The organism is Lawsonibacter asaccharolyticus (genome assembly GCF_022453915.1).
Lineage (GTDB): Bacteria > Bacillota > Clostridia > Oscillospirales > Oscillospiraceae > Lawsonibacter > Lawsonibacter asaccharolyticus.
The window spans coordinates 211,453-233,550 of sequence record NZ_CP091870.1 but is presented as its reverse complement, the minus strand read 5'-3'; the positions used below and the strand labels follow the sequence as shown (position 1 = coordinate 233,550).

Annotated in this window: 24 protein-coding genes; 9 read left to right on the top strand and 15 right to left on the bottom strand. The window is 64.3% G+C overall.

Translation table 11 applies throughout. The features are described 5' to 3' along the window. Positions 1–65: 65 nt before the first annotated feature. Positions 66–542, bottom strand: coding sequence for a MarR family winged helix-turn-helix transcriptional regulator (locus L9O85_RS01095; protein ID WP_050622954.1), 477 nt, complete (start codon positions 540–542; stop codon positions 66–68). A 340-nt stretch (positions 543–882) separates the two neighbouring features. On the opposite strand from L9O85_RS01095, the gene lexA reads away from it, so the two are divergent. From lexA to rpsR, 4 genes are all read left to right on the top strand, one after another. Next, complete coding sequence (gene lexA, locus L9O85_RS01090) at positions 883–1,497, top strand: transcriptional repressor LexA (RefSeq protein ID WP_108980041.1); 615 nt, start codon at positions 883–885, stop codon at positions 1,495–1,497. A gap of 180 nt (positions 1,498–1,677) precedes the next feature. Next, positions 1,678–1,974, top strand: a complete 297-nt coding sequence (rpsF, locus tag L9O85_RS01085; protein WP_050622956.1) for a 30S ribosomal protein S6 — start codon at positions 1,678–1,680, stop codon at positions 1,972–1,974. 13 nt (positions 1,975–1,987) lie between these two features. Then, positions 1,988–2,455, top strand: coding sequence for a single-stranded DNA-binding protein (locus L9O85_RS01080; RefSeq protein ID WP_050622957.1), 468 nt, complete (start codon positions 1,988–1,990; stop codon positions 2,453–2,455). Between the two features lie 54 nt (positions 2,456–2,509). Further along, on the top strand, positions 2,510–2,755 hold the full coding sequence (gene rpsR, locus L9O85_RS01075) for a 30S ribosomal protein S18 (RefSeq protein WP_050622958.1): 246 nt from the start codon (positions 2,510–2,512) through the stop codon (positions 2,753–2,755). 50 nt (positions 2,756–2,805) lie between these two features. Here rpsR and L9O85_RS01070 read toward each other — a convergent pair whose 3' ends face one another. From L9O85_RS01070 to L9O85_RS01005, 14 genes are all read right to left on the bottom strand, one after another. Beyond that, positions 2,806–3,273, bottom strand: a complete 468-nt coding sequence (locus L9O85_RS01070) for a MarR family winged helix-turn-helix transcriptional regulator (protein WP_050622959.1) — start codon at positions 3,271–3,273, stop codon at positions 2,806–2,808. A 49-nt stretch (positions 3,274–3,322) separates the two neighbouring features. Further along, on the bottom strand, positions 3,323–3,763 hold the full coding sequence (gene fabZ, locus L9O85_RS01065; protein WP_050622960.1) for a 3-hydroxyacyl-ACP dehydratase FabZ: 441 nt from the start codon (positions 3,761–3,763) through the stop codon (positions 3,323–3,325). Between the two features lie 3 nt (positions 3,764–3,766). Next, positions 3,767–5,008 carry a beta-ketoacyl-ACP synthase II gene (fabF, locus tag L9O85_RS01060; protein WP_050622961.1) on the bottom strand — a complete coding sequence of 414 codons (1,242 nt, stop codon included), beginning with the start codon at positions 5,006–5,008 and terminating at the stop codon, positions 3,767–3,769. A 20-nt stretch (positions 5,009–5,028) separates the two neighbouring features. Continuing rightward, a complete protein-coding gene (fabG, locus tag L9O85_RS01055) occupies positions 5,029–5,772 on the bottom strand; it encodes a 3-oxoacyl-[acyl-carrier-protein] reductase (protein ID WP_108980043.1) in 744 nt (247 codons plus the stop codon). Then, positions 5,769–6,704 (bottom strand): ACP S-malonyltransferase, encoded by a 936-nt coding sequence (gene fabD / locus L9O85_RS01050; protein WP_108981527.1) that lies wholly within the window; start codon positions 6,702–6,704, stop codon positions 5,769–5,771. The genes fabG and fabD overlap by 4 nt, the downstream gene beginning before the upstream one ends. After that, positions 6,701–7,762 carry an NAD(P)H-dependent flavin oxidoreductase gene (locus L9O85_RS01045; protein WP_301579242.1) on the bottom strand — a complete coding sequence of 354 codons (1,062 nt, stop codon included), beginning with the start codon at positions 7,760–7,762 and terminating at the stop codon, positions 6,701–6,703. The genes fabD and L9O85_RS01045 overlap by 4 nt, the downstream gene beginning before the upstream one ends. A 2-nt stretch (positions 7,763–7,764) precedes the next feature. Beyond that, on the bottom strand, positions 7,765–8,691 hold the full coding sequence (locus L9O85_RS01040; RefSeq protein ID WP_050622964.1) for a nitronate monooxygenase: 927 nt from the start codon (positions 8,689–8,691) through the stop codon (positions 7,765–7,767). Between the two features lie 79 nt (positions 8,692–8,770). After that, complete coding sequence (locus L9O85_RS01035; RefSeq protein ID WP_050622965.1) at positions 8,771–9,709, bottom strand: beta-ketoacyl-ACP synthase III; 939 nt, start codon at positions 9,707–9,709, stop codon at positions 8,771–8,773. Beyond that, complete coding sequence (locus L9O85_RS01030; protein WP_050622966.1) at positions 9,706–10,521, bottom strand: acetyl-CoA carboxylase carboxyltransferase subunit alpha; 816 nt, start codon at positions 10,519–10,521, stop codon at positions 9,706–9,708. The genes L9O85_RS01035 and L9O85_RS01030 overlap by 4 nt, the downstream gene beginning before the upstream one ends. Next, positions 10,514–11,395, bottom strand: a complete 882-nt coding sequence (gene accD, locus L9O85_RS01025; protein WP_050622967.1) for an acetyl-CoA carboxylase, carboxyltransferase subunit beta — start codon at positions 11,393–11,395, stop codon at positions 10,514–10,516. The genes L9O85_RS01030 and accD overlap by 8 nt, the downstream gene beginning before the upstream one ends. Before the next feature lie 116 nt (positions 11,396–11,511). Then, complete coding sequence (accC, locus tag L9O85_RS01020) at positions 11,512–12,882, bottom strand: acetyl-CoA carboxylase biotin carboxylase subunit (RefSeq protein ID WP_301579239.1); 1,371 nt, start codon at positions 12,880–12,882, stop codon at positions 11,512–11,514. A gap of 1 nt (position 12,883) precedes the next feature. Next, positions 12,884–13,315 (bottom strand): acetyl-CoA carboxylase biotin carboxyl carrier protein, encoded by a 432-nt coding sequence (gene accB / locus L9O85_RS01015; protein WP_301579237.1) that lies wholly within the window; start codon positions 13,313–13,315, stop codon positions 12,884–12,886. A gap of 3 nt (positions 13,316–13,318) precedes the next feature. Continuing rightward, positions 13,319–13,543: an acyl carrier protein gene (locus L9O85_RS01010; RefSeq protein ID WP_305147889.1), complete on the bottom strand. Its 225-nt coding sequence runs from the start codon at positions 13,541–13,543 to the stop codon at positions 13,319–13,321. Positions 13,544–13,844: 301 nt separating this feature from the next. Further along, positions 13,845–16,505: a translation factor GTPase family protein gene (locus L9O85_RS01005; protein ID WP_301579235.1), complete on the bottom strand. Its 2,661-nt coding sequence runs from the start codon at positions 16,503–16,505 to the stop codon at positions 13,845–13,847. A gap of 324 nt (positions 16,506–16,829) precedes the next feature. Between L9O85_RS01005 and L9O85_RS01000 the strand changes: the two genes are divergently transcribed. The 5 genes from L9O85_RS01000 (at position 16,830) to L9O85_RS00980 (ending at position 21,822) form a co-directional block, all read left to right on the top strand. Continuing rightward, a complete protein-coding gene (locus L9O85_RS01000; protein ID WP_301579233.1) occupies positions 16,830–17,351 on the top strand; it encodes a hypothetical protein in 522 nt (173 codons plus the stop codon). 135 nt (positions 17,352–17,486) lie between these two features. Then, positions 17,487–18,344: a MurR/RpiR family transcriptional regulator gene (locus tag L9O85_RS00995; protein WP_170116200.1), complete on the top strand. Its 858-nt coding sequence runs from the start codon at positions 17,487–17,489 to the stop codon at positions 18,342–18,344. Between the two features lie 130 nt (positions 18,345–18,474). After that, positions 18,475–19,776, top strand: a complete 1,302-nt coding sequence (locus L9O85_RS00990; protein WP_256182994.1) for a Na+/H+ antiporter NhaC family protein — start codon at positions 18,475–18,477, stop codon at positions 19,774–19,776. 30 nt (positions 19,777–19,806) lie between these two features. Next, positions 19,807–20,631 (top strand): carbon-nitrogen family hydrolase, encoded by an 825-nt coding sequence (locus L9O85_RS00985; RefSeq protein WP_050622975.1) that lies wholly within the window; start codon positions 19,807–19,809, stop codon positions 20,629–20,631. A 51-nt stretch (positions 20,632–20,682) separates the two neighbouring features. Next, positions 20,683–21,822 carry a M20 metallopeptidase family protein gene (locus L9O85_RS00980; protein ID WP_050622976.1) on the top strand — a complete coding sequence of 380 codons (1,140 nt, stop codon included), beginning with the start codon at positions 20,683–20,685 and terminating at the stop codon, positions 21,820–21,822. The last annotated feature ends 276 nt before the right edge of the window (positions 21,823–22,098 follow it).

The following is a 22,098-nucleotide window of genomic DNA, read 5'->3' as shown; positions in this document are numbered from 1 at the left end:
AAGAAGCTTATGGTCAAAATGACGAGAAATCCAGCCGCGCGCCCGCCGCTTCATCGTTCCCGCCCTCAGGCAAGGGGAGAAGCCCGCACGCCGGCCAGGGGAGCCTGGAGGTTCTCCAGCATCCGCAGATAGAAGCCCCGCATCACTGCCTGCTCCTCGGTGGTAAAGCCGGTGAACATTCTGCGGGTCACCCGCTGCAGGCAGGCGAAGCAGTCGTCCACCGCCTTCTCCCCCTTGGCGGTCAGCCGCACCCGGTTCCTCCGGGCGTCCCCAGGCTCCGGCTCCCGGTGAATATACCCCTTTTTCTCCAGGGATTTCAGGGATGCTGCCACTGCGGGCGGCGAAATGTTCAGCAACTCCGCCAGCTCCCTCTGGGCCTGCCCGTCCGGGCAGCGCTCCCCCGCGCTGCGCAGGATGCACAGCAGAAGGGGATGGCCCACTTCCTGCAGTCCCGCCGCGCTCAATTCCGCCTGCACCGCATTCCGATGCGCCTGATGCATCTGGTGTTCCAACACACCCAGATCCATGTTCAGACTGGACATATCTCCGCCCCCTTACGGAATATTTTTCAATCATTAACGGCTTAATAATTAACATGCTGATTATTTTAGCATTCTGCCATAAAAAGTCAAGGGGAGCCCTGTATGTTTCAAAAATTGTTCATAAATGGACCGGCCCTCCCCTCTGCGGAGGCTGCGTCCCCGTGTAGGGCGTAGTGCCCCCATCGGCCCTGCACGGGATACAGGCCCCACCGCTCCCCATCCTCCATTTATTTCATTTTCAGAAAGCTTATTTGGAACATTAGTTTGACTTTTTTGCTTTCCTGTGCTATGCTTTTATTAAATAAACCGACGACGCCCATCTGTGGAAAGGAGTCAGACCATGGAGAAACTCACTGCGAAGCAGCAGAAGATCTACGACTACATCCAGACCTTTTCCGCGGAACATGGCTATCCCCCTTCTGTCCGTGAGATCGGCGCGGCTGTGGGTCTCAAGTCCCCCTCCACCGTCCATTTCCATCTGAAGGGGCTGGAGGAGGCTGGCGTCATCATCAAGGCAGAGGGCAAGACCCGGGCCATCACCCTGTCCGGCACCGGCCGGCCGGTAGCGGAGGAGCAGGACCCCCACGCCGATCAGATCCCGGTGGTGGGCAGTGTGGCTGCCGGCTCCCCCATCCTGGCGGAGGAGTGCATTGAGGACTACCTCACCTTTGATACCCAGGGCCTGTCCGGGGAGCACTTCGCCCTGCGGGTGCGGGGGGAATCTATGCTGGACGCCGGCATCCTGCCCGGGGACTTAGTGGTGGTCCACCGCCAGCAGGAAGTCCACAGCGGTGAGATCGTGGTGGCCCTGTTTGAGGATGAGGCCACCGTCAAGACCTATCGCCGGAAGGACGGCCATGTGTGGCTCATGCCGGCCAACGACGACTATACCCCTATCGACGGCGACCGGGCCGAGATCCTGGGCAAGGTGGTGGCGGTAGTCCGCCGCTACTGAGTCCCGCCCAGGTGTTTTTCCTGCCTCTGAAATAAAATTTTTGCCAGATCCCCGGGATTTTCTCTTGACATCCCGGGGATTTCCTATATAATAATTAAGCCTGTCTTTCTGATGAGACAGGAGATATCCTTGCTCCCGGGTCTTCCGGGGGCCATATGTCCATAAGGAGGTGCAAGAACTATGGCAAAAATCAACGCGAACTACGAGGCGCTCTACATCCTGGACCCCGCCCTGGGCGAGGAGGAGATCACCGCTCTGGTGGAGAAGTTCAAGGGTGTGGTGGAGGCCAACGGGACCGTCTCTGAGATCGATCAGTGGGGCAAGCGCCGTCTGGCTTATCCCATCAACGACCTGAACGAGGGCTACTACGTCCTGATGACTTTCAATGCCGCCGCCGCCATTCCCCACGAGCTGGACCGTCTGTTCCGGATCAACGACAGCGTGATGCGTTCCCTGATCGTCTGCAAGGACCAGTGAGGGAGGCGGGCATATGCTCAACAAGATCATCCTCATGGGTCGTCTGACCCGTGACCCCGAGCTCCGGCACACCCAGACCGGGACGGCTGTGGCCTCCTTCTCTCTGGCAGTGGACCGGGACTTTAAGGACAAGGCCACCGGCGACCGCACCACCGATTTCATTGATGTGGTTGCCTGGCGGCAGACCGGCGAGTTTGTCAGCCGCTACTTCACCAAGGGCCGCATGGCCGTGGTGGAGGGCCGCCTCCAGATCCGCGACTGGACGGACAAGGACGGCAACAAGCGCCGCAGTGCCGAGGTGGTTGCCGATAACGTCTATTTCGGTGACTCCAAGCGGGACGCGGAATCCGCCGGCCCGTACAGCGGGGGCTATTCCGCCCCTTCCGGCGGGCGTTCTCCCGCCCCCTCCGGCTTCGGCGCCCCCGACATGGGCGACCAGTTTGCCGAGCTTTCTGATGACGACGGGGAGCTGCCCTTCTGAGAGGGGACACCCGTGATACTTTGACCGATATGGTCTGAAAAGGAGGTTTCTCTCATGCCTATGGATCGTGATAACCGGGGCCCTCGCGGCCGCAAGCGCCGCAAGGTCTGCGCCTTCTGCGTGGACAAGGTGGAGTGCATCGACTATAAGGACGCCGCCAAGCTGCGCCGTTATATCTCCGAGCGGGCCAAGATCCTGCCCCGCCGCACCACCGGCACCTGCGCCATGCATCAGCGCCAGCTGACTGAGGCCATCAAGCGCGCCCGTCAGGTCGCCCTGCTGCCCTACGTCACTGACTGATCGAGTTTTATATGGATAAAAACCCGGCGATCCTGTGATCGCCGGGTTTTTTATGCCTGTTCTGCTTGATGGATCTGGTCCCCCAGGGGGATCTCGGGCATCAGCTCCCGGGAGATGATCTCCAGCATCCCCTCCAGCTTGGCCACGTCCTCCGGGGAAAAGCGGGCCCGGATACGGCTCATGACAGTGTTGAGATAATGATAGCTGATGTTGTAATAATCCAGATACTTCTGGGTCGCCACCAGGTGGTACTCCCGCTTATCCTCCTGGGACTGCCGCTTTTCTACATACCCCTTCTGGACCAGGCTGTTGATCTTGTAGGCCGCGTTGGGGGGAGAGATGCCCACGAAATTAGAAAACTCGTTCACCGTGGGCTCCCCCAGGGCCAGGATGATCTCCATGCAGAAGGTCTCCACCGTGGTCAGCGTGGCCTCCCGCCGCTTGAAACGCCCGAACACTGCCCGGTAAAAATGCAGCTTGAATTTGGTGTACACCTCATTAAAATCCTTCTCCAGCAAGATGGACCCCTCCTCTTTTCCCCTGTTTTCTCTGCTGGAGTCCATTTTATCAGGGATCGCCCGGCTGTGCAACAGCGAAGGTCAATTCTCCCTGGGCCGCCAGCTTGCCGTTCACCCGGGCCTCCGCCTTGCCGAAGCCCACGCTGCCCACCTGGCGGGTCAGCTCACAGCGCAGCTCCAGCACGTCTCCGGGCACCACCTGGCGCTTGAACCGGGCGTTCTTGATCCCCCCGAAGAAGGCCAGCTTCCCCTTGTTCTCCGGCAGGGACAGGATAGCCACAGCCCCCACCTGGGCCAGCGCTTCCATAATGAGCACTCCGGGCATCACGTGATACCCCGGAAAGTGGCCCGCGAAGAAGGGCTCGTTCACAGTGACGCATTTGATGCCCTGGGCCCAGACGCCGGGCTCTCCGCCGGTGATGCGGTCCACCAGCAGAAAGGGCGGGCGGTGGGGCAGGATCTCCTGGATCTGATTGGCGTCAAGCTCCATGTCTCAGCCCTCCCACTTCTGGAACACCAGGCAGGCGTTGTGCCCGCCGAAGCCCAGAGAATTGGATATGGCGCAGCGGATGTCCGCCTCCCGGCCCTCGTTGGGCACGATGTCCAGGTCACAGGCCGGGTCCGGGACCTGATAGTTGATAGTGGCGGGGACAAACCCATCCTTCAGGGCCAACACACACAGGGCAGCCTCCACCGCGCCGCTGGCTCCCAGCAGGTGGCCGGTCATGGACTTAGTGGAGCTGACCATCAGCCGGTCCGCGTGGGCGCCGAACACCCGGCGGATGGCGGCGGTCTCCCCGCTGTCGTTGAGGGGGGTGGAGGTTCCGTGGGCGTTGATGTAGTCCACCGCCTCCGGGGCCAGGCCGGCATCGGCCAGGGCCTGCTCCATGCAGGCGGCGCTCCAGGCGCCCTCCGGGTCGGGGGCGGTGATGTGGTAGGCGTCGCAGGTGGCGCCGTAGCCGGTGATCTCGCCCAGGATCTGGGCCCCTCGGGCCCTGGCGTGCTCCAGCTCCTCCAGGATCAGCACCGCGGCCCCCTCGCCCATGACGAAGCCGCTGCGCTCCTTGTCAAAGGGGATGGAGGCACGGCTGGGATCGGAGGCGTCGGTCAGGGCGCTCATGGAGGTGAATCCGCCCATGGCCAGGGGCGTGATGGAGGCCTCGGCTCCGCCGGCCACCATCACCTCGGCGTAGCCGTCCCGGATGTGGCGGAAAGCGTCACCCACCGCATTGGCGCCGCCGGCGCAGGCCGCCACCGGGCAGATGCACATGCCGTGCAGTCCGAAGCGGATGGCGATATGGCCGGCCGCCAGGTTGGTGATCACCATGGGGATGAAGAAGGGGGAGACCCGGTCAAAGCCCCGGCTCTGCCCAGTCTCGCAGGAGGTCTGGAGGGTGCCGATGCCGCCGATGCCGCTGGACAGGGCGACGCCGATCCGGGCCCTGTCCTCCCGCTCCAGGTCCAGGCCGCTGTGGGCCATGGCCTCCGCGGCCGCCGTCACGGCAAACTGGGCGAAGCGGTCCATCCGCCGGATCTCCTTCTTCTCCAGCACGCCGGAGGGGTCGAACTCCTTCACCTCGCCGGCCAGGGACACCTTCTGGGCGGAGTGGTCATAGAGGGTGATGGGGGCGATACCGCACACACCCGCTTTGGCCGCCTCCCAGGTTTCCCGGGCGGTATGGCCCAGGGGGGTGACCGCGCCCAGGCCGGTGATAACTACTCGTCTTTTTTCCATAGCAGTTTCCTTTCTGCGGCTCAAACCGCCATTCCTCCGTCCACGCACAGCACCTGGCCCGTGACATAGCCGGCGCCCTCGCCAGCAAAGAAGGCCACCGCCCGGGCCACGTCCTCCGCCGCGCCCAGCCGCTTCATGGGGATAGTGGACAGCAGGGCCTCCCGCGCCCCCTCCGGCAGGGCATCGGTCATATCGGTGGTGATAAAGCCAGGGGCCACCACGTTGACGGTGACGTTCCGGGTGGCCAGCTCCTTGGCCAGGGACTTGGACAGACCAATGAGACCCGCCTTGCTGGCGGAGTAGTTGGTCTGGCCGGCGTTGCCCCGCAGGCCCACTACGCTGCTGATGTTGACTACCCGGCCGCTCTTCTGGCGCATCATGGTCTTATAGGCGGCCCGCATACAGTGGAAGGCCCCCTTTAGGTTGGTGTCCAGCACCGCGTCCCAGTCTGCCTCGGGCATCCGCAGCATCAGGCCGTCCCGGGTGATGCCTGCGTTGTTCACCAGGATGTCCAGCCGGCCCAGCTGCTCCAGCACCTGAGCCACCATTGCGTCGCAGGCCGCAGCGTCAGCCACATCGGCCCGGAGGACCACTGCCCGCACGCCCAGCTCCCGGCACGCCTGGGCCGTCTCCTGGGCCGCAGCCTCGTTCCCGGCGTAGTTCACCGCCACGTCCGCCCCCTGGCGGGCCAGCTCCAGACAGACCGCCCGGCCGATCCCCCGGCTCCCGCCGGTGACCAGGGCCACTTTTCCCTTCAAGCTCATGCCTGCTCTCCTTTCAGCGCCTCACACAGCTTCTCGATGTCCTCCACCGTCTCCACCGCGTAGGTCTTGATGCCCTTTTCCGTCTTTTTCACAAATGCGGACAGAGCCTTGCCCGGCCCGATCTCCACGATGGTGTCCACGCCCATCCCCGCCATGGCGCGGATGGTGTCCTCCAGATAGACGCTGCTCTGAACCTGGCGCACCAGCAGCTCCGGGATGGTCTCTCCCGCCTCCATGGGACCGCCCTTGCAGTTGAACAGCACCGGGAAGCTCATCTCCCCAAAGGCGACGCTGCGGAACTTTTCCGCCAAAGCCTCCCCCGCGGGCGCCATCAGGGAGGTGTGGAAGGGGCCGCTCACCTTCAGCGGCACCACCCGCTTGGCCCCCGCCTGGAGGGCCAGCTCACCCGCCTTCTCCACGGCGGCGGCGTCCCCGGCGATGACCAGCTGGGTGGGGCAGTTGTAGTTGGCGATCTCCACCACACCGGCCTCCCCGGCCTGACGGCAGCACTCCGCCAGCTGCTCCCGGCCCAGCATCAGCACCGCGGCCATGCCGCAGGGCCGGTCCTGCACCGCCTGGGCCATGGCTTTCCCTCGGAAGGCAACCAGCTCCACCGCCGTCTTGGAGTCGAACACCCCGGCGGCCTGGAGGGCGGAGTACTCGCCCAGGCTCAGGCCGGCGGCCACCTCCGGGATGATCCCCTTCTCCCGCAGCACCGCCGTCACCCCGGCGGCAAAGGCCACCATGCAGGGCTGGGTGTACTGGGTCTGGGACAGTTTCTCCTCCGGTCCCTCGAAGCACAGCTCTTTCAGGTCAAAGTCCAGCTGGGCGCTGTCCAGCACCTGCCGGAAGGCGGGATAAGTCTCGTACAGGTCCTGCCCCATTCCCGGGTGCTGGGTGCCCTGCCCCGCATATAAAAAGGCCAATTTCATGCCAATGCCCTCCATTCTCTTGTCAGCTCCTCCATCAGCTCCCGGACGGAGCACATCCGGTCAAGCAGGCCCACGCTGGCCCCGCTGAAAAACAGCCCCTCCTCCCGGTTGCCCTTCACCGCCTGGATCAGCGCGTGGGTAATACAGAAGGGGATCTCCGAGGGCCGGCAGCCCTGCATACACTGGGCGCACCACTGGGGCACCAGCCGTTCCCCCGCCTCCAGCCGGCGGATCAGCGGGGTGCGCACCGCGCGCCCCGGCATCCCCACCGGGCTGTGGATGATGGCCAGGTCCTCCTCCCGGGCCTCCAGCAGCACGTCCTTATAGCCCTGGGAGGCGTCGCACTCCCAGGTGGCGATGAAGCGGGTGGCCAGCTGGACCCCCGCCGCCCCCAGCCGGGTGAGCCGGGCCATGTCCGCCCCGCTCCAGATCCCGCCTGCGGGAAAGACCGGGATGGGGTGCCCGTATTTTTCCGCGTAGGGGGCCGTCTCCGCCAGCACACCGGGGAGCAGGTCCTCCAAGGAGGGACAAGTCCCCTCCTTCAGTGCCTCCTCCCCAAAGCCCAGGTGCCCCCCCGCCCTGCTCCCCTCCAGCACCAGGAAGTCGGCGGTGGTCTGGTACTTTCTGTCCCAGGTCTTAAGGAGCAGCCGGGCTGCCCGGGGGCTGGACACGATGGGGGCGATGGCTGTCTTCCCCTGGGTCAGCGCGGGCAGCTCCAGGGGCAGGCCCGCACCGCAGACTACCGCGTCCACCCCGGCGGCCACTGCGGTGCGGACCGCATCGGCAAACTGCCGGGTGGCCACCATGGCATTGACCGCCACCATCCCAGCCCCCCGGGCCAGCTCCTTCGCTCTGCCGATCTCCCGGCGCAGGGCCCGCAGGTTGGCACCGGCGGGGTCGGTGGGGAAGTCCGGCTCCTGATAGCCCGCGTCCGCGGTGCTGATGGTGCCCATGCCGCCGCAGGCGGCCACCGCGCCCGCCAGGCCGCCCAGGGAGACGCCCACCCCCATGCCGCCCTGGAGAACGGGAATGGAGAGGTGATGTCCTCGTATTTCCATTCTTATCCTCTCAACTCCGCCAGGCGGCGGTCGCAGCCCGCGGAGAGCTCCTCGAAGATCTGCCGCAGGGGCTTGATCTCGTGGAGCATCCCGGCCACCTGTCCGGCCATCAGGCTTCCCGTTTTGGTGTCCCCGTCAAAGACAGCCCGGCGCAGGCTGCCCAGGGTGTACTGCTCGAGCTCCATCATGGTGGCGCCGGCCCGCTCTTTGGAGACATAGGTGCGGGCCATCTGATTCTTCAGGATGCGTACCGGGGTGCCGGCGATCCGGCCGGTGACGATGGTGCCGCTGTCCTTGGCCTTCAGGATGGCCTGCTTATAGTTTTCATGAATGGGGCACTCCTGGCTGACCAGCAGGCAGGTGCCCACTTGGGCGCCGCAGGCCCCCAGGGCATAGGCGGCCAGCAGCTGCCGGCCGTCGGCGATGCCGCCGGCGGCCACTACGGGCAGATCCACGGCGTCGCACACCTGGGGAACCAAGGCCATGGTGGTCAGCTCACCCACGTGTCCGCCGGACTCGGTGCCCTCGGCGATGACCGCGTCTGCGCCGGCCCGCTCTGCCACCTTAGCCACCGCCACCGCGGGGACCACGGGGAGCACTTTGGCGCCGTACTCCTTCCAGACAGGGATATAGGCGCCGGGGTTGCCCGCGCCGGTGGTGACCACCATCACCCGCTCCTCCGCCACCACCCGGACCATCTCTTCCACCTGGGGGTGCATCAGCATCACATTGACGCCGAAGGGCCTGTCGGTCAGTTCTCGGCACCGGCGGATGTTCTCCCGCAGGCTGTCCGGTGTCATGCCGCCCGCGCCGATCAGGCCCAGGGCCCCAGCGTTGGAGACGGCGGCGGCAAATTCACCGGTGGCAATGTTGGCCATGCCGCCCTGGATAAAGGGGAACTCCGTCCCCAAAAGCTCATTCAATTTCATGGTTTCCTCCCGCATCCGCCCCTCGAGGCAGTTTGTTTGTCATCCCCACGTCCCCAGCGGAAAGAGCGCCCGGCGCTCCTCACCACCGGAACATTGCTCCGCCCCAGGTCAGCCCGGCGCCGAAGCCCAGGCACATGATCCACTGTCCCGGCCGCAGCAGCTCCTGCTCCGCCATCTCGTCCAGCGCAATGGGGATGGTGGCGGCCGAGGTGTTGCCGTACCGGCCGATGTTCTCATAGAACCGCTCCATGGGGACCTTCATCCGCTTAGCCACCCCCTCCAGGATGCGGTGGTTGGCCTGGTGGAGCACATACCAGTCGATCTGGTCCCTGTCCATCCCGGCCTTGTCCAGCAGGGACCGGGCCAGCTCCGGGACAGTCTTGAGGGCAAATTGAAAGACTTCCTGGCCGTTCATGTGGAGGTAGGCCGGGTGGTTGCCCGGGCCCGCCGCCCACAGGGCCTCCCGGTTGCCCCGGGTGCCCAGCAGGGCGTGCCAGGGGGCCCCCTCCGTGCTTTTGACCACTGCGGCACCCGCTCCGTCTCCGAAGAGGATGCAGGTGGAGCGGTCATCCATATCGGTAATGCGGCTGAGCAGCTCGCCGCCCACCAGCAGAGCGCAGGGCCGGGCCATCCGGGGCAGCATGGCCGCCGCGGTCTCCATGGCGTAGAGGAAGCCGGTGCAGCCGGCGCTCAGGTCAAAAGCGGGACAGTCCTCCGGCAGGCCCAGCTCCTGGTGGAGCAGGCACGCCTGGGAGGGGGTGATCCAGTCCGGCGTGACAGTGGCCATCAGGCACAGACCGATGTCCTGGGGGCCGACCCCCGCCCGCTCCATGGCCCGCCGGGCGGCGGCTACGGCCAGTTGGGTCAGGGTCTCCCCCTGGGCGAAGCGCCGCTCCCGGATGCCGGTGCGGCTGACGATCCAGTCGTTGCTGGTCTCCACCCGCCGGGCCAGGTCGTCGTTGGTCACGATATGGTCGGGCAGGCAGCGGCCAGTGCCCAAAATGCTCAGTCCGTTCATGGATTCTCCTTCCAGGGGGCGGCGCTCCCCATTCTGCGAAATTTCTCCTGCCGGCGGGCGGCAAAGCTGCCCTCTTTGACCACCCGGGCCAGGGCGGCGGACAGGCTGCGGTCCACCGCCTCAAACACCTCCTGGGGGTCACTGTGGGCCCCGCCCTCCGGCTCGGGGATCACCTCATCCGCCACCCCCAGCTCCAGCAGGTCGGCGGCAGTCATGCGCATCAGTTCCGCCGCCTCCCCGCTGCGGCCGGCGTCCTTCCACAGGATGGAGGCGAACCCCTCGGGGGAGAGGATGGAGTACACCGCGTTCTCCAGCATCAGCACCCGGTTGGCCACGGCCAGCGCCAGCGCGCCGCCGCTGCCCCCCTCGCCGATGACCACAGTGACCACCGGGACGGTGAGGCAGCTCATCCGGGCGATGGTGGAGGCGATGGCCTCGCCCTGCCCCCGGGCCTCGGCCTCCAGCCCCGGATAAGCCCCCGGCGTGTCCACAAAGGTGATGACCGGGCGCTTGAATTTCTCCGCCTGGTCCATCAGCCTCTGGGCCTTGCGGTATCCCTCCGGCCCCGGCATACCGAAGTTGTAGGCCACATTTTCCTCCAGAGTCTTGCCCTTCCGGTGTCCGATCACCGTCACAGGGTGCCCCTTGTAGAGGGCGATGCCCCCCAGGATGCTGGGGTCCTCCCGGTTCTGCCGGTCCCCTTTCTGCTCAAAAAAGTCGGTAAACAGGGCAGCAATAAAGTCCGCCGTCCCGGGCCGGGCAATATGCCGGGCCAGCACCACCCGCTGGGCTGCGGTCAGGATCTCAGCCACGGAACGTCCCTCCTTTCTCGTGCAGGCGCAGCAGTTTGGAGATGGTGGCCCGCATCTCGCCCCGGGGGACGATCCGGTCTACAAAGCCGTGCTCCTCCAGGTACTCCGAGCGCTGGAACCCCTCCGGCAGAGTCTGTCCGATGGTCTGCTCGATGACCCGAGGGCCGGCAAAGCCGATGAGGGCCCCCGGCTCCGCCAGGGTGATGTCCCCCAGGGAGGCGAAGGAAGCGGTGACCCCGCCGGTGGTGGGGTGGGTCAGAAAGGAGATGTACAGCCCGCCCGCCTCCCGGAAGCGCTGGATGGCGGCGGAGGTCTTGGCCATCTGCATCAGGGAGAGGATCCCCTCCTGCATCCGGGCCCCGCCGCTGGCGGAGAAAATGATGAGGGGCAGCCTGTTCCGCTGGGCATATTCCACGCAGCGTGTCACCTTCTCCCCCACGGCCGCTCCCATGCTGCCCATAAAGAAGCGGCTGTCCAGGGCGGCGGCGGCCACGCTGCGGCCCTCCACCCGGCCCCGGGCGGTGACCACCGCCTCCATCAGGCCAGTCTTATCCCGCTGGCGCTCCAGCTTCTCCTCATATCCGGGGAAACCCAGCACATTGGGGGCCACCAGGTCCTGGTCCAGCTCCCGGAAGCTCTTGGAGTCCAGCAGCATGGCCAGCCGCAGGTAGGCCCCGATGGTGTGGTGGTATCCGCACTTCGTACAGACATACAGGCTGTGGGACAGTTCCGTCTTGGGCACCACCGCCCCGCAGCTGGGGCACTTATCGAACACAGGCCGGGCCGCCAGCCTTTTGGGCTCGCCGTCCTCCCCCTTCCGCCGGGCCCGCAGCTCCATCAGCCGGGCCTTCCGGCGGGCAAAGATCTCTTCCATAGCGCTCCTTCCATCGCACAGGCCGGAGCGGAGGGACCTCTCCCTCCGCTCCGCGCCGTTCAACCGGGTCCTCCGGCTGAAAAGGTTCCTATCTCACCATCCGGCGGGGACGGGACTCACCCCTCCGTCCCGCAGTCCCAGGCCATCAGGGTCTCCAGATTTTCTTCCAAGAATCCCGTGTGGTACTGCCCCTTTACAAAGTCGGGCTGATAGAGGATCAGATGGCACAGTTCTGCGGTGGTCACCATCCCCTGGATCATCAGCTCCTCCAGCGCCCGGCGCATCCGGCGCACCGCCTCCAGCCGGGTGGGGGCCCACACCACCACCTTGGCGCACAGGGAGTCATAGTAGGGCGGCATCTGGTAGCCGCTGAACAGGGCGGTGTCCACCCGCACCCCGGGCCCGCCGGGGAGATGAAGAAATTCCACCCGTCCCGGGCTGGGCCGAAAGCCCTCCCTGGGGTCCTCCGCGTTGATGCGGCACTCCATGGCACAGCCGGACAGCCGGACCTCCTCCTGCCCCACGCTCAGGGGCAGGCCCGCCGCGATGCGCAGCTGTTCCCGCACCAGGTCCAGCCCCGTGACGAACTCGGTCACCGGGTGCTCCACCTGGATGCGGGTGTTCATCTCAATAAAGTAGAACCGCCCGTCCTCATCCAGCACGAATTCGATGGTACCCGCGCTCTCGTAATGGGCGGCCCGGGCCGCCCGGACGGCGGCCTGGCCCATCTCCTCCCGCAGCTGGGGGGTGAGGGCCCGGGAGGGGGACTCCTCGATCAGCTTCTGATTCTTCCGCTGGATGGAGCAGTCCCGCTCCCCCAGATGGATCACATTGCCCTGGGAGTCGGCCAGGATCTGAAACTCGATGTGGCGGGGGTGGAGGATCAGCTTCTCCACATACAGCTCCCCGTTGCCGAAGCAGGCCACTGCCTCAGACTGGGCGGCCTGGAACAGGGCCGGCAGGTCCTCCGGCCGGTCCACCCGGCGCATCCCGCGGCCTCCGCCGCCGGCAGAGGCCTTCACCAGCACGGGGTAGCCCACCTCGTCCGCCACCCGGCGGGCCTCCTCCAGGTCCACAGCCCCCTCGGAGCCCGGGACCACGGGCACGCCGGAGCGGCGCATCAGCGCCTTGGCCGCCGCCTTGCTCCCCATCTGCCGGATCACGTCGCCGGAGGGACCGATAAACTTCAGCCCGCACTTGGCGCACAGGTCGGCAAAGTCCGGATTTTCAGAGAGGAAGCCGTATCCGGGATGGACAGCGTCACAGCCTGTCTCTACCGCCGCCGTCAGGATGGCGGCCTGGTTCAGATAGCTTTCCGCTGCCCGGGCCGGACCGATGCACACCGCCCGGGTGGCCAGCTGGACATGGAGGGCGTCCCGGTCGGCGGCGGAGTACACCGCCACTGTCTCGATCTCCAGCTCCCGGCAGGCCCGGATGATCCGCACCGCGATCTCGCCCCGGTTGGCGATCAAAACCCGCCGGAACATTTCAGACCTCCCGGATGCGGAACATGGGGGCGTCAAAGCCCACCAGCTCTCCGTCCTTCACCAGCACTTCCTCAATGATGCAGTCCACCGGAGCGGGGACCTCGCTCATCATCTTCATGGCTTCCAGCACACAGACGGTCTGTCCCTTCCGCACCTGGTCGCCCGCTTTGACAAAGGGGGCCTCCCCCGGGGCGGGGGCGGCGTAGAAGGTGCCCACCAGGGGGGCGTTCAGGGTCTGCCCCTCCTCCACCGGAGCGGGCTGGGGCGCAGCCGCTCCAGGGGCCGCCGGGGCGGCCTGGATTTCCGGGGCAGCCGAAACGGGGGCGGTCCCCTTCTCCAGGCGCAGGCGCAGGTTGCCCTCCTCCAGCTCCAGCACGGTACAGGCGGAGGTGTCGAACCGGTCCATCAGAGCCTTGATCTCATTCAGATCCATGGCTTACTGATGCTCCTCCAGCAGACGGACGATATCGCCCACAGTGACGATGCTCTTCAGCTCCTCGTCGGTGAGGGAGAAGCCCAGCACGTCGTTCAGCGCCAGATTCAGCTCCACGGCGTCCAGAGAATCGGCCTCCAGGTCGTCCACCAGGCTGGCTTCCATGGTAATCTGCTCGGGCTCACAGCTCAGGGTATCCAGAATGACCTCTTTGACCTTCTCAAACATAATAAAAACACTCCTTGTCGAATTTTAGTTCAAATTATTTAATTAAAATAATTTAGTGATATTCTAACAAGCCTTGGAAAAAAGTCAATTGTGAGTTTTCACAATTGTGTCCTCTCCGCCCGCTTTTCTTCTTTTTTAATTTTCATTTTCCTCTCCCTTTTTCCTGCAAAGGCAGAAAAAACCGCCCGGGATACAGCTCCCGGGCGGTCTCAAATATCATATACACCGGTCCAGCCCCGGTTGTGCCTCCCCCTGCTCCGGGGACGCCCGGCCGGTCCCGCCTTCTGCTTTGGCGGGGCGGTCACCTCTTCCTGCCGCTCCCGGGCCCGCTCCGCTCCTTCGCCGCGGCCCGCTCCAGCGCCTCCTTCACCGGCCGGGAACGCTCCCCCCGGTTGTGCCGGGCCAGGATGGCGGAGATCTCCCCCTCCGCCTCCTCCACCTCCCGGAGGAAGGAGGCAGCTGGAAGGCGCAGGGCCCCGTGGCCCAGGATGATGAGCTGCTCCGCCCCGTCGGAGGTGACCACCCGCACCCGGTGCTCCCGGGCGATCTCATAGGTGGTCTTCTCGATATAGGCGTCCGCTGTCTCTGCCTCCTTGGTGTACACCACGTAGATCCCGTTCCGCCGCTCCACCGAGCCCGGGTTCCCCTTTACCTTGTAGGCGTCAAAGACCAGGATGACCACGCACCTGCGGAAGCCCTGATAGTTGGAGAGGATATCCTCCAGGGCCCCCCGGGCGGCGGCCACATCCTGGCGGGCCAGCCGCTCCAGCTCCTCCCATGCAAAGATCACATTGTATCCATCCACCAGAAGGTACTCCGGCCCCTGCTTCTGTGTCCGGATGCTGTACTTCTCCCCATCCAGGCTGGTGCGGGCGGGCTTCTTCTGGGGCTGGAAGGCCCTCTGCTCCACCTTGCCGTAGGTGCGCTCGAAGATGGCCATCAGCTCCTTATCCTGCTCCAGTGAGCCCGCCGGCCCCCGTTCCGCCGGACGGACAGGCGTCTCTGGAGGAGGCGCCTCCTCCCCGCCCAGGCGCAGGCCGCTGTCCACATGCATGTGGGCGCGCACCTGGTCCCACTTCACTGTAACGCCGGCGCCGTGGGAACAGAACACCGAGTCCGCAGGGTTGTCCGTGTCCCGCTCCGGGTCATAGCCCAGGGCGGATACCACGCCCGCCTGATCTCCGCAGGGTCGGTAGCCCCCAGGGGTGCAGAACAGCCGGCCCTGGCCCCTGGTATAGGCGGCCACCTGAGTCCCGTAGTCCCGCAGCCCCTCCACCGGGGCCCCGCCGGTGAGCACTGCCTCCTCCCCCTGGCTCTCTGGGGCCGCCGCCTCGCCCCCCATCCGCTGGATGTCGGACAGGGCCCGCCCCAGGCAGGAGGCGGGCAGCTCCAGCCGGAAGTCGTACCAAGGCTCCAGCAGGATGCTCTCCGCCTGCATCAGCCCCTGCCGCACCGCCCGGTAGGTGGCCTGGCGGAAGTCGCCCCCCTCGGTATGCTTCTCGTGGGCCCGGCCGGCCACCAGTGTGATCCTCAGATCTGTGATGGGGGAGCCAGTGAGCACCCCCAGGTGCTCACGCTCCAGCAGGTGGGTGAGGATCAACCGCTGCCAGTTCAGGTCCAGCTGGTCGGTGGAGCAGGCGGTCCCTACCCGCAGGCCGCTGCCACGCTCCCCGGGCTCCAGCAGCAGGTGGACCTCGGCGTAGTGGCGCAGGGGCTCAAAGTGGCCCACTCCCTCCACCGGCGCGGCGATGGTCTCCCGGTAGACGATGCTCCCCGCGCCGAAGGAGACCTCCACGCCGAACCGCTGGGCGATGACCTGGCGGAGGATCTCCAGCTGCACCTCCCCCATGAGCTGGATATGGATCTCCCGCAGGCGCTCGTCCCACAGGATGTGGAGCTGGGGGTCCTCCTCCTCCAGCTCCCGCAGCTGCCGGAGAGCCGCGTGGGGATCGCACCCCTCCGGCAGCTCCAGCCGGTAGGTGAGCACCGGCTCCAGCACCGGGGGCTGTCCCGCCGCCTCAAAGCCCAGCCCCTCTCCCGGCCTGGTGCGGCTCAGCCCTGTTACAGCGCAGACGGTCCCCGCCTCCGCCTCCTCCACGGCCCGGTATTTGGCCCCGGAGTAGATCCGGATCTGGTCCGCTTTTTCTTCCCAGCGCATCTCCCCCTCCCCGCCGGTCAGGGGCGTTTTCACCCGCAGGCTGCCCCCGGTGATCTTCAGGTAGGTCAGCCGGACCCCTTGGGCGTCCCGGGCGACCTTGTACACCCGGGCCCCGAACTGCGGGGGACAGCACTTCCGGGGGGCATACTGCTCCACCCCCTCCAGGAACTCCGCCACCCCCTCCAGCTTCAGGGCGGAGCCGAACCAGCAGGGAAACAGCCTGCGCCCCTCCACCAGGGCCCGGATCTCCTCCGGCTCCACCTGCCCCCGCTCCAGATATCGCTCCAGCGTTCCCTCGTCGCACATGGCCACGCTCTCCTGGAGCCCGGGTCCCTCCTGGCCGAAGTCCACGCAGCCGCTGTCCAGCCTCTGGAGCTCTGCCATCAGAACCGCCCGGTCCGCCCCCGCCAGGTCCATCTTGTTGACAAAGAGGAGGGTGGGGATGTGATAGCGCTCCAGCAGCCGCCACAGGGTCCGGGTGTGCCCCTGCACCCCGTCCGTCCCGCTGATGACCAGGATGGCACAGTCCAGCACCTGGAGGGTACGCTCCATCTCGCTGGAGAAGTCCACATGGCCCGGGGTGTCCAGCAGGGTGACCTCTACACTGGGCAGCGGCAGCACCGCCTGCTTGGAAAAAATGGTGATGCCCCGCTCCCGCTCCAGCGCCTCCGTGTCCAGAAAGGCGTCCTGGTGGTCCACCCGCCCCAGCCGCTTCAGTGTGCCGCAGGTGTACAGCATCCCCTCGGATAAGGTGGTCTTCCCCGCATCCACATGGGCTAAAATTCCAATGACCAGCTTTCTCATGGTTCCCCTTCCGGTCCCAAAAACAGCGGGGCGTCACTGCCCCGCCGGACCGCTGTGTTCTGTATATTCCCATTTTAGAGGATTCAGCCCCTCAAATCAAGGCCAAAAACCGATGCGGCCTTCGCTTTCCCTCATTTCATCCGGATTGTGCCTGAACGCACCTCCTCAGACCTCCCCGCTTTCAGGTCTGTTTGGCCAAAGCGCGCCTGATTTTCAGCAGATGCTCCAAAAATGGTTTTATATTTTCATTTCTTTTTCTATATTGAAAATATATTTTCATTTTGTTATAATGCAGTTACTGAATCTGAAAACGGAGGGATCCCTATGCGCCCTGACCCTGATCTCCGCCCTGACTCCCTGATGCAGAAGATCCGCAGCGTCAGACAGTCTGACGCCTCCTTCCGCCGGGCGCACCGCACCGTACAGATCATCATGGCCTCCTGGGCGGTCATCGTAGTGCTGGACCGCCTGATCGGGCTGGTCTCCCACTCCTATACAGGGAGCTCCCTCCCCTTTGCGCTGGCCGGCGGGGCCGTCCTGGTGGGCATCGCCTTTTTGGGCGCCCGTGGACACATCCAGGGTGCCCTGATGGTCATGCAGATCAACATGGCCGTCTTTCTGGTCCAGTTTGCCGCCACCTGTTTTCTGTACAGGGAGCACACCGCCCTCTGGTCCACCCTGTTCTACGGGGTGTCCGCCGGTGTGCTGATCGCCGGCTCCCTGATGCTCTTTCTCCGCCGGGATCTGGAAGACTACCGCGCCGCAGTGCGCCGCTTCAAGGGGAAGCAGGACCGCGCTCCCCGTTTCTGCCGCACCAACAGCCGGCTCATCCGCATCAAAAAATAAGATTGCCTATCTGAGTACCAAAATGTTGAAAAACAGTTTCCTTTCTGGCGGTTTCCTCCTATAATGGTTCTGTCGGGGCTGTGCTTTTCCGCCCCAAGTCCGCCATTTTATGATCGTAAAGAGGGAAACTGTACTATGGAACAGACAAAAGATGTTGTCACCCAGATCCGCACCCACTACGATTCTTTTTCCAAAAGCCACCGGAGGCTGGCTGATTTTATTCTGGAAAATCTCCACGAGGTGGCCTTTCTCTCCATCAATGAGCTCAGCCAGCGGACCGGGATCAGTCCGGCCACCATCACCCGCTTTGCCCGCAGGCTGGATTTTCAGGGCTATCCGGACCTTCAGCGCGGGCTCTATGAGCACCAGAAGCAGTGGGCCCCCTTCGGCCAGCTGAAATCCCTGCTCCGCCGGGAGACCCCTGCCGAGGACGCCGGACCGGATTCCCTTCAGTGGACCATCCAGAACAACATCGGCCTGCTGGAGGCCCTGTACACCCCCCAGCTGCGGGATTCCTTTGCCCGCGCCCAGGAGATCCTGCATCAGGCCCGGACCATCTATATCGCCGGGATGCGTTCCTCCTATGCCACGGCCTACTATCTGGCCTTCATGCTCCAGCAGATGTGTGACAACGTCCATCTGCTCACCACCTCCACCAGCGACCTGCCCACTGCGCTCAGTGATGTCCGTCCGGAGGACTGCCTGCTGGTCATCTCCTATGCCCGGTACACCAGCTCCTCCTATGACATCGTATCCCACTTCCACCGGGCGGGCTGCAAGATCGTCGCTTTGACCGACTCGCTCACCTCCCCCATCGCGCTGAAAGCCACCGAGGTGCTGATCGCCCCCAACGGCGGGAACTTCTCCCCCGTGGGAGCCATCACCCTGTGCAACTGCTTTATCACCTCCCTGGGCCGTCTGAACGCCCAGCAGACCCTGGAGCGGATGGAGCTGCAGGACAAAATTGCCCTGGAGCACCACATCTACCTCTGACCATCTGATTCCGCTCCTTTTTCTTCCGGTATTTTTGCGCCCTCCGGCAGAAGCCGGCCTCCGGAAGGTGCAGGAATATAATATGCCTGTCCCAACGGAAACCGCGAATGAAAAAAAGGAGATGGAAACTATGATCTTTGGGCTGCATCCCCTCTTCGGCTTCCTGCCCTTGCTGCTCTACATCGTTTTGATGATGATGGGCAAGGACATGAACGTCTCTGTCCTTCTGTGCGTGATTCTGGGCGCGATCCTCACCGGAGAATCCATTACCGGCTTCGCCGACACGCTCTACGCCTCCCTGGGCTCCTTCTGTGCCCTCATCGGCTTCATCATCGTCCTGGGCTCTGGTCTGGCGGAAGTCCTGTCCCAGACAAAAGTGGCACATAACCTGGTGTACATGGTGGTCAACCGCTTCAAGCTGAAAAGCAAGAAGATGGCCATTCTGATCTCCATGATCACCTCCACCCTGCTGGTCTCCCTGCTGGGCACCCTGGCCGGCTCCAACGCCATCATCGCCCCTATCCTGATCCCCATTGTGGCCAGCGTGGGGCTCACCCCCTCCACCCTGGGCGTCATTCTCCACGGCGCCGGGGCCACCGGCCTGTATGTAGGCCCCTTCGTCCCCCCGGTGGTCACCATCACCGGCCTGACTGGGCTCTCTTACGGACAGTACCTCATCACCGCCGGCATCCCTCTGGCCGTCATCGTCTGGGGCTCCACCTTCTTCATGGCCTGCCGCACCCAGCGGAAGACCGAGGCGCTGGAGGCCTATGAGGAGTCGGGGGACGACGCTTCCGCCTTTGTCCCGGATGCCCGCTGCAAGCGCGCCACCCTGGCCTTCCTGCTGGTGATGGCCGTTATGCTGGGCTACGGCCTGGTGGTGGGCGCCGGCGCCAGCTACGCCATCCTGGTCATGATGACGGCCTCTATCGTGGTAGGCCTGGTGGGCGGCCTGTCCTTCCAGTCCTCCCTCACGGCTATGATCCAGGGCGGCTCCAAAATGTTCTGGATGTTCTTCATGTTCGTCCTGTTCGAGCCCTTCCTCAACTATGTCAGCGCCTCCGGCGCCTTCGATGCGGTCTGCCAGCTCATGCAGCCCCTGATCGATGTGGGCGGCGAGGTCGCCTTCCTCATGCTCAGCGCCGCAGTGGGCATCTTTGGCATCTCCGGCACCGGCGTGGCTCAGGCGCAGATCATCCACGAGCTGTTCCTCCCCATGGTACAGTCCCTCAATATCGCCATGCCTATCTGGGGCATGGTGGTCCTGGTGGGCTGCCAGGTCACCTTCTTCGTCACCCCCACCGTTGATATGGTGGGACAGATGGGCCTGGCCCGCTCCAAGAACATCAAGGCCATGCTGGCCAACGGCTGGGTCATCACTGTCATCACCTTCGCCTATGTCCTCATCCGCGCCATTTTGTACACCATGTGAACGGCATTTGATCAGATTGGAGATGTTTGTATGACGAACTTTGCACTGCTTCAGACCAACATCGCGTTCTGCGATCCCGAGGCCAATTTCAAGCGGGTCCGGGAGCTGTTTGCCCAGGCTATGGCCAAGGACCCCCGTCCCGACGTGGTCGTCCTGCCTGAGGACTGGTCCGCCGGTTTCTCTGATGAGATGTTCCACCACATGGAGGACTTCGTGGAGCCGGAAAACGGTCCCTCTGTCACGGTGCTGCGGGAGCTGGCCCGGCAGTACCAGGTCTGGGTGGTGGGCGGCTCCATCGCCACCCTCCACGCCGACGGCAAGATGCGCAACACCACCTTCCTCATCGACCGGCGGGGGGAGATCGTGGGTGATTACAGCAAAATGCATCTGTACAGCGACATGGACGAGCATGTCCCCTTCGCCAACGGCGACAAGACCGAGGTCTATGACACCGAGCTGGGCCGCCTGGGCATGATGATCTGTTATGACATCCGCTTCTGCGAACTGGCCCGCACCTACGCCCTGAAAAAGGCGGATGTGCTGGTGGTCACCTCCGACTTTCCCAATCCCAGGGTGAACCACTGGCGCACCCTTCTGACCGCCCGCGCCATCGAGAACCAGATGTTCGTGGTGGCCTGCAACCGGGTGGGCCCCAGCCCTATGGGGACCTACTGCGGCCACTCCATCATCATCGACCCCTGGGGCGACATCATCGCGGAGGGCGGCGGTGAGGAGGAGATCATCACCGGCTCCATCGACTACACCAAGACCCGGGAGGTCCGGGACCTGATCCATATGTTCCGGGACCGGCAGCCCACTCTCTACGGGGACACGCTGCTCCGCCCCGTGGACTGAGCCTCCCAAAAGGGGCCTGCCCCAGCATCTTTTTCAGGAAGAAGGTTGTGTATGAAAGCTGATCCTTCCCGCTATCTGGAGTTCCGCCGGGATATCCACCGGCATCCGGAGCTGAGCAACCAGGAGGTGGAGACCACCCGCCGCATCCGGGAATTTCTGGCCCGGGACGGACTGGAGCTGTGCCCCATCGGCGCGCTGAACGGCGGCTTTGTCCGCATCAACGCAGGAAAAGCCAGGACCCTGTGCATGCGGGCGGATATCGACGCCCTGCCGCTGACCGAGCATACCGGCGCTCCGTTCTCCTCCGTCCACGAGGGAGTCATGCACGCCTGCGGCCACGATATGCACACCGCCATCGCCGCTGGGATCGCCTGTGAGCTGAACCGGGTGAAGGATCGGCTGAACTGCAACATTCTGGTCCTGTTTCAGCCCGCCGAGGAGGCAAACCCGGTGGGCGGCGCCCGCCCTGTCACTGAGGCCGGTTTTCTCACCGACCAGCACATCGACGAGATGTACGGTCTGCATATGTGGCCCTCTCTGCCGGTGGGGGACATCGAGCTGCGGCCCGGCCCCATTATGGCGGCCTCCGACCGCTTCCGCATCGAGGTGCTGGGCACTGCCGCCCATGCGGCGGAGCCCCACCTGGGGGTGGACGCCATTGTCATCGGCTCCGAGATCGACTGTGCCCTGGTCCAGAAGCTCCGGCGGGAGGTCAATCCCTTCGAGCCCGTCTCCGTCTCTATCGGCTCCTTCCAGACCTTTGGGCGCTACAATGTGGTCTGTGACCGGGCCGTCCTGGACGGAACGGTCCGGACCACCAGTGAGGAGAGCCGAAACTACCTCCACCGCCGCATTCGGGAGATCCCCCAGCAGATCGCCTCCCTGTACGGCGGGCAGGCCAAGGTGGACATCCAGGCTGGATACGGCGTCCTCCGCAACTCACCGGAGCTGTTCCAGCGCTTTTCCACCCATGCGGCCCGGCTCTTGGGACAGGAACACGTCCACACGGACATCCACCCCAGCCTGATCGGAGAGGATTTCTACTACTTCAGCCATCAGGTCCCCTCTCTGTATTTCCACATTGGCTGCCAGGCCGAGCACCCTTTGCACAACGACGCTTTTCTTCCCCGGGAGGAGGTGCTGGGCGTGGCCATTGATCTGATGACCGACTACTTCCTCGCCCAGGCCTGATCTTTTTCTGAAAATCTGTCTTATGCCGCGCCCGGAAGTGACCCCGGGCGCGGCATTTCTAGTGCGATCTCCTCTCTCATTTATTTATTTGCTTCTTTCCCTTCCATTTTCTCACTTTTGACGTTCATAACAAAATTGTTGTTCAGTTTCTGTTAAAATCGTACACCTTCTCGGTGCAAATCACTGGACTTTCTTTTTTGTTTGTGGTAGTATCCATACGCTGACGGAGACGGTTGCTCTTTCTTTGATCCCAGCGGCCGGACGTCTGGGGGCATT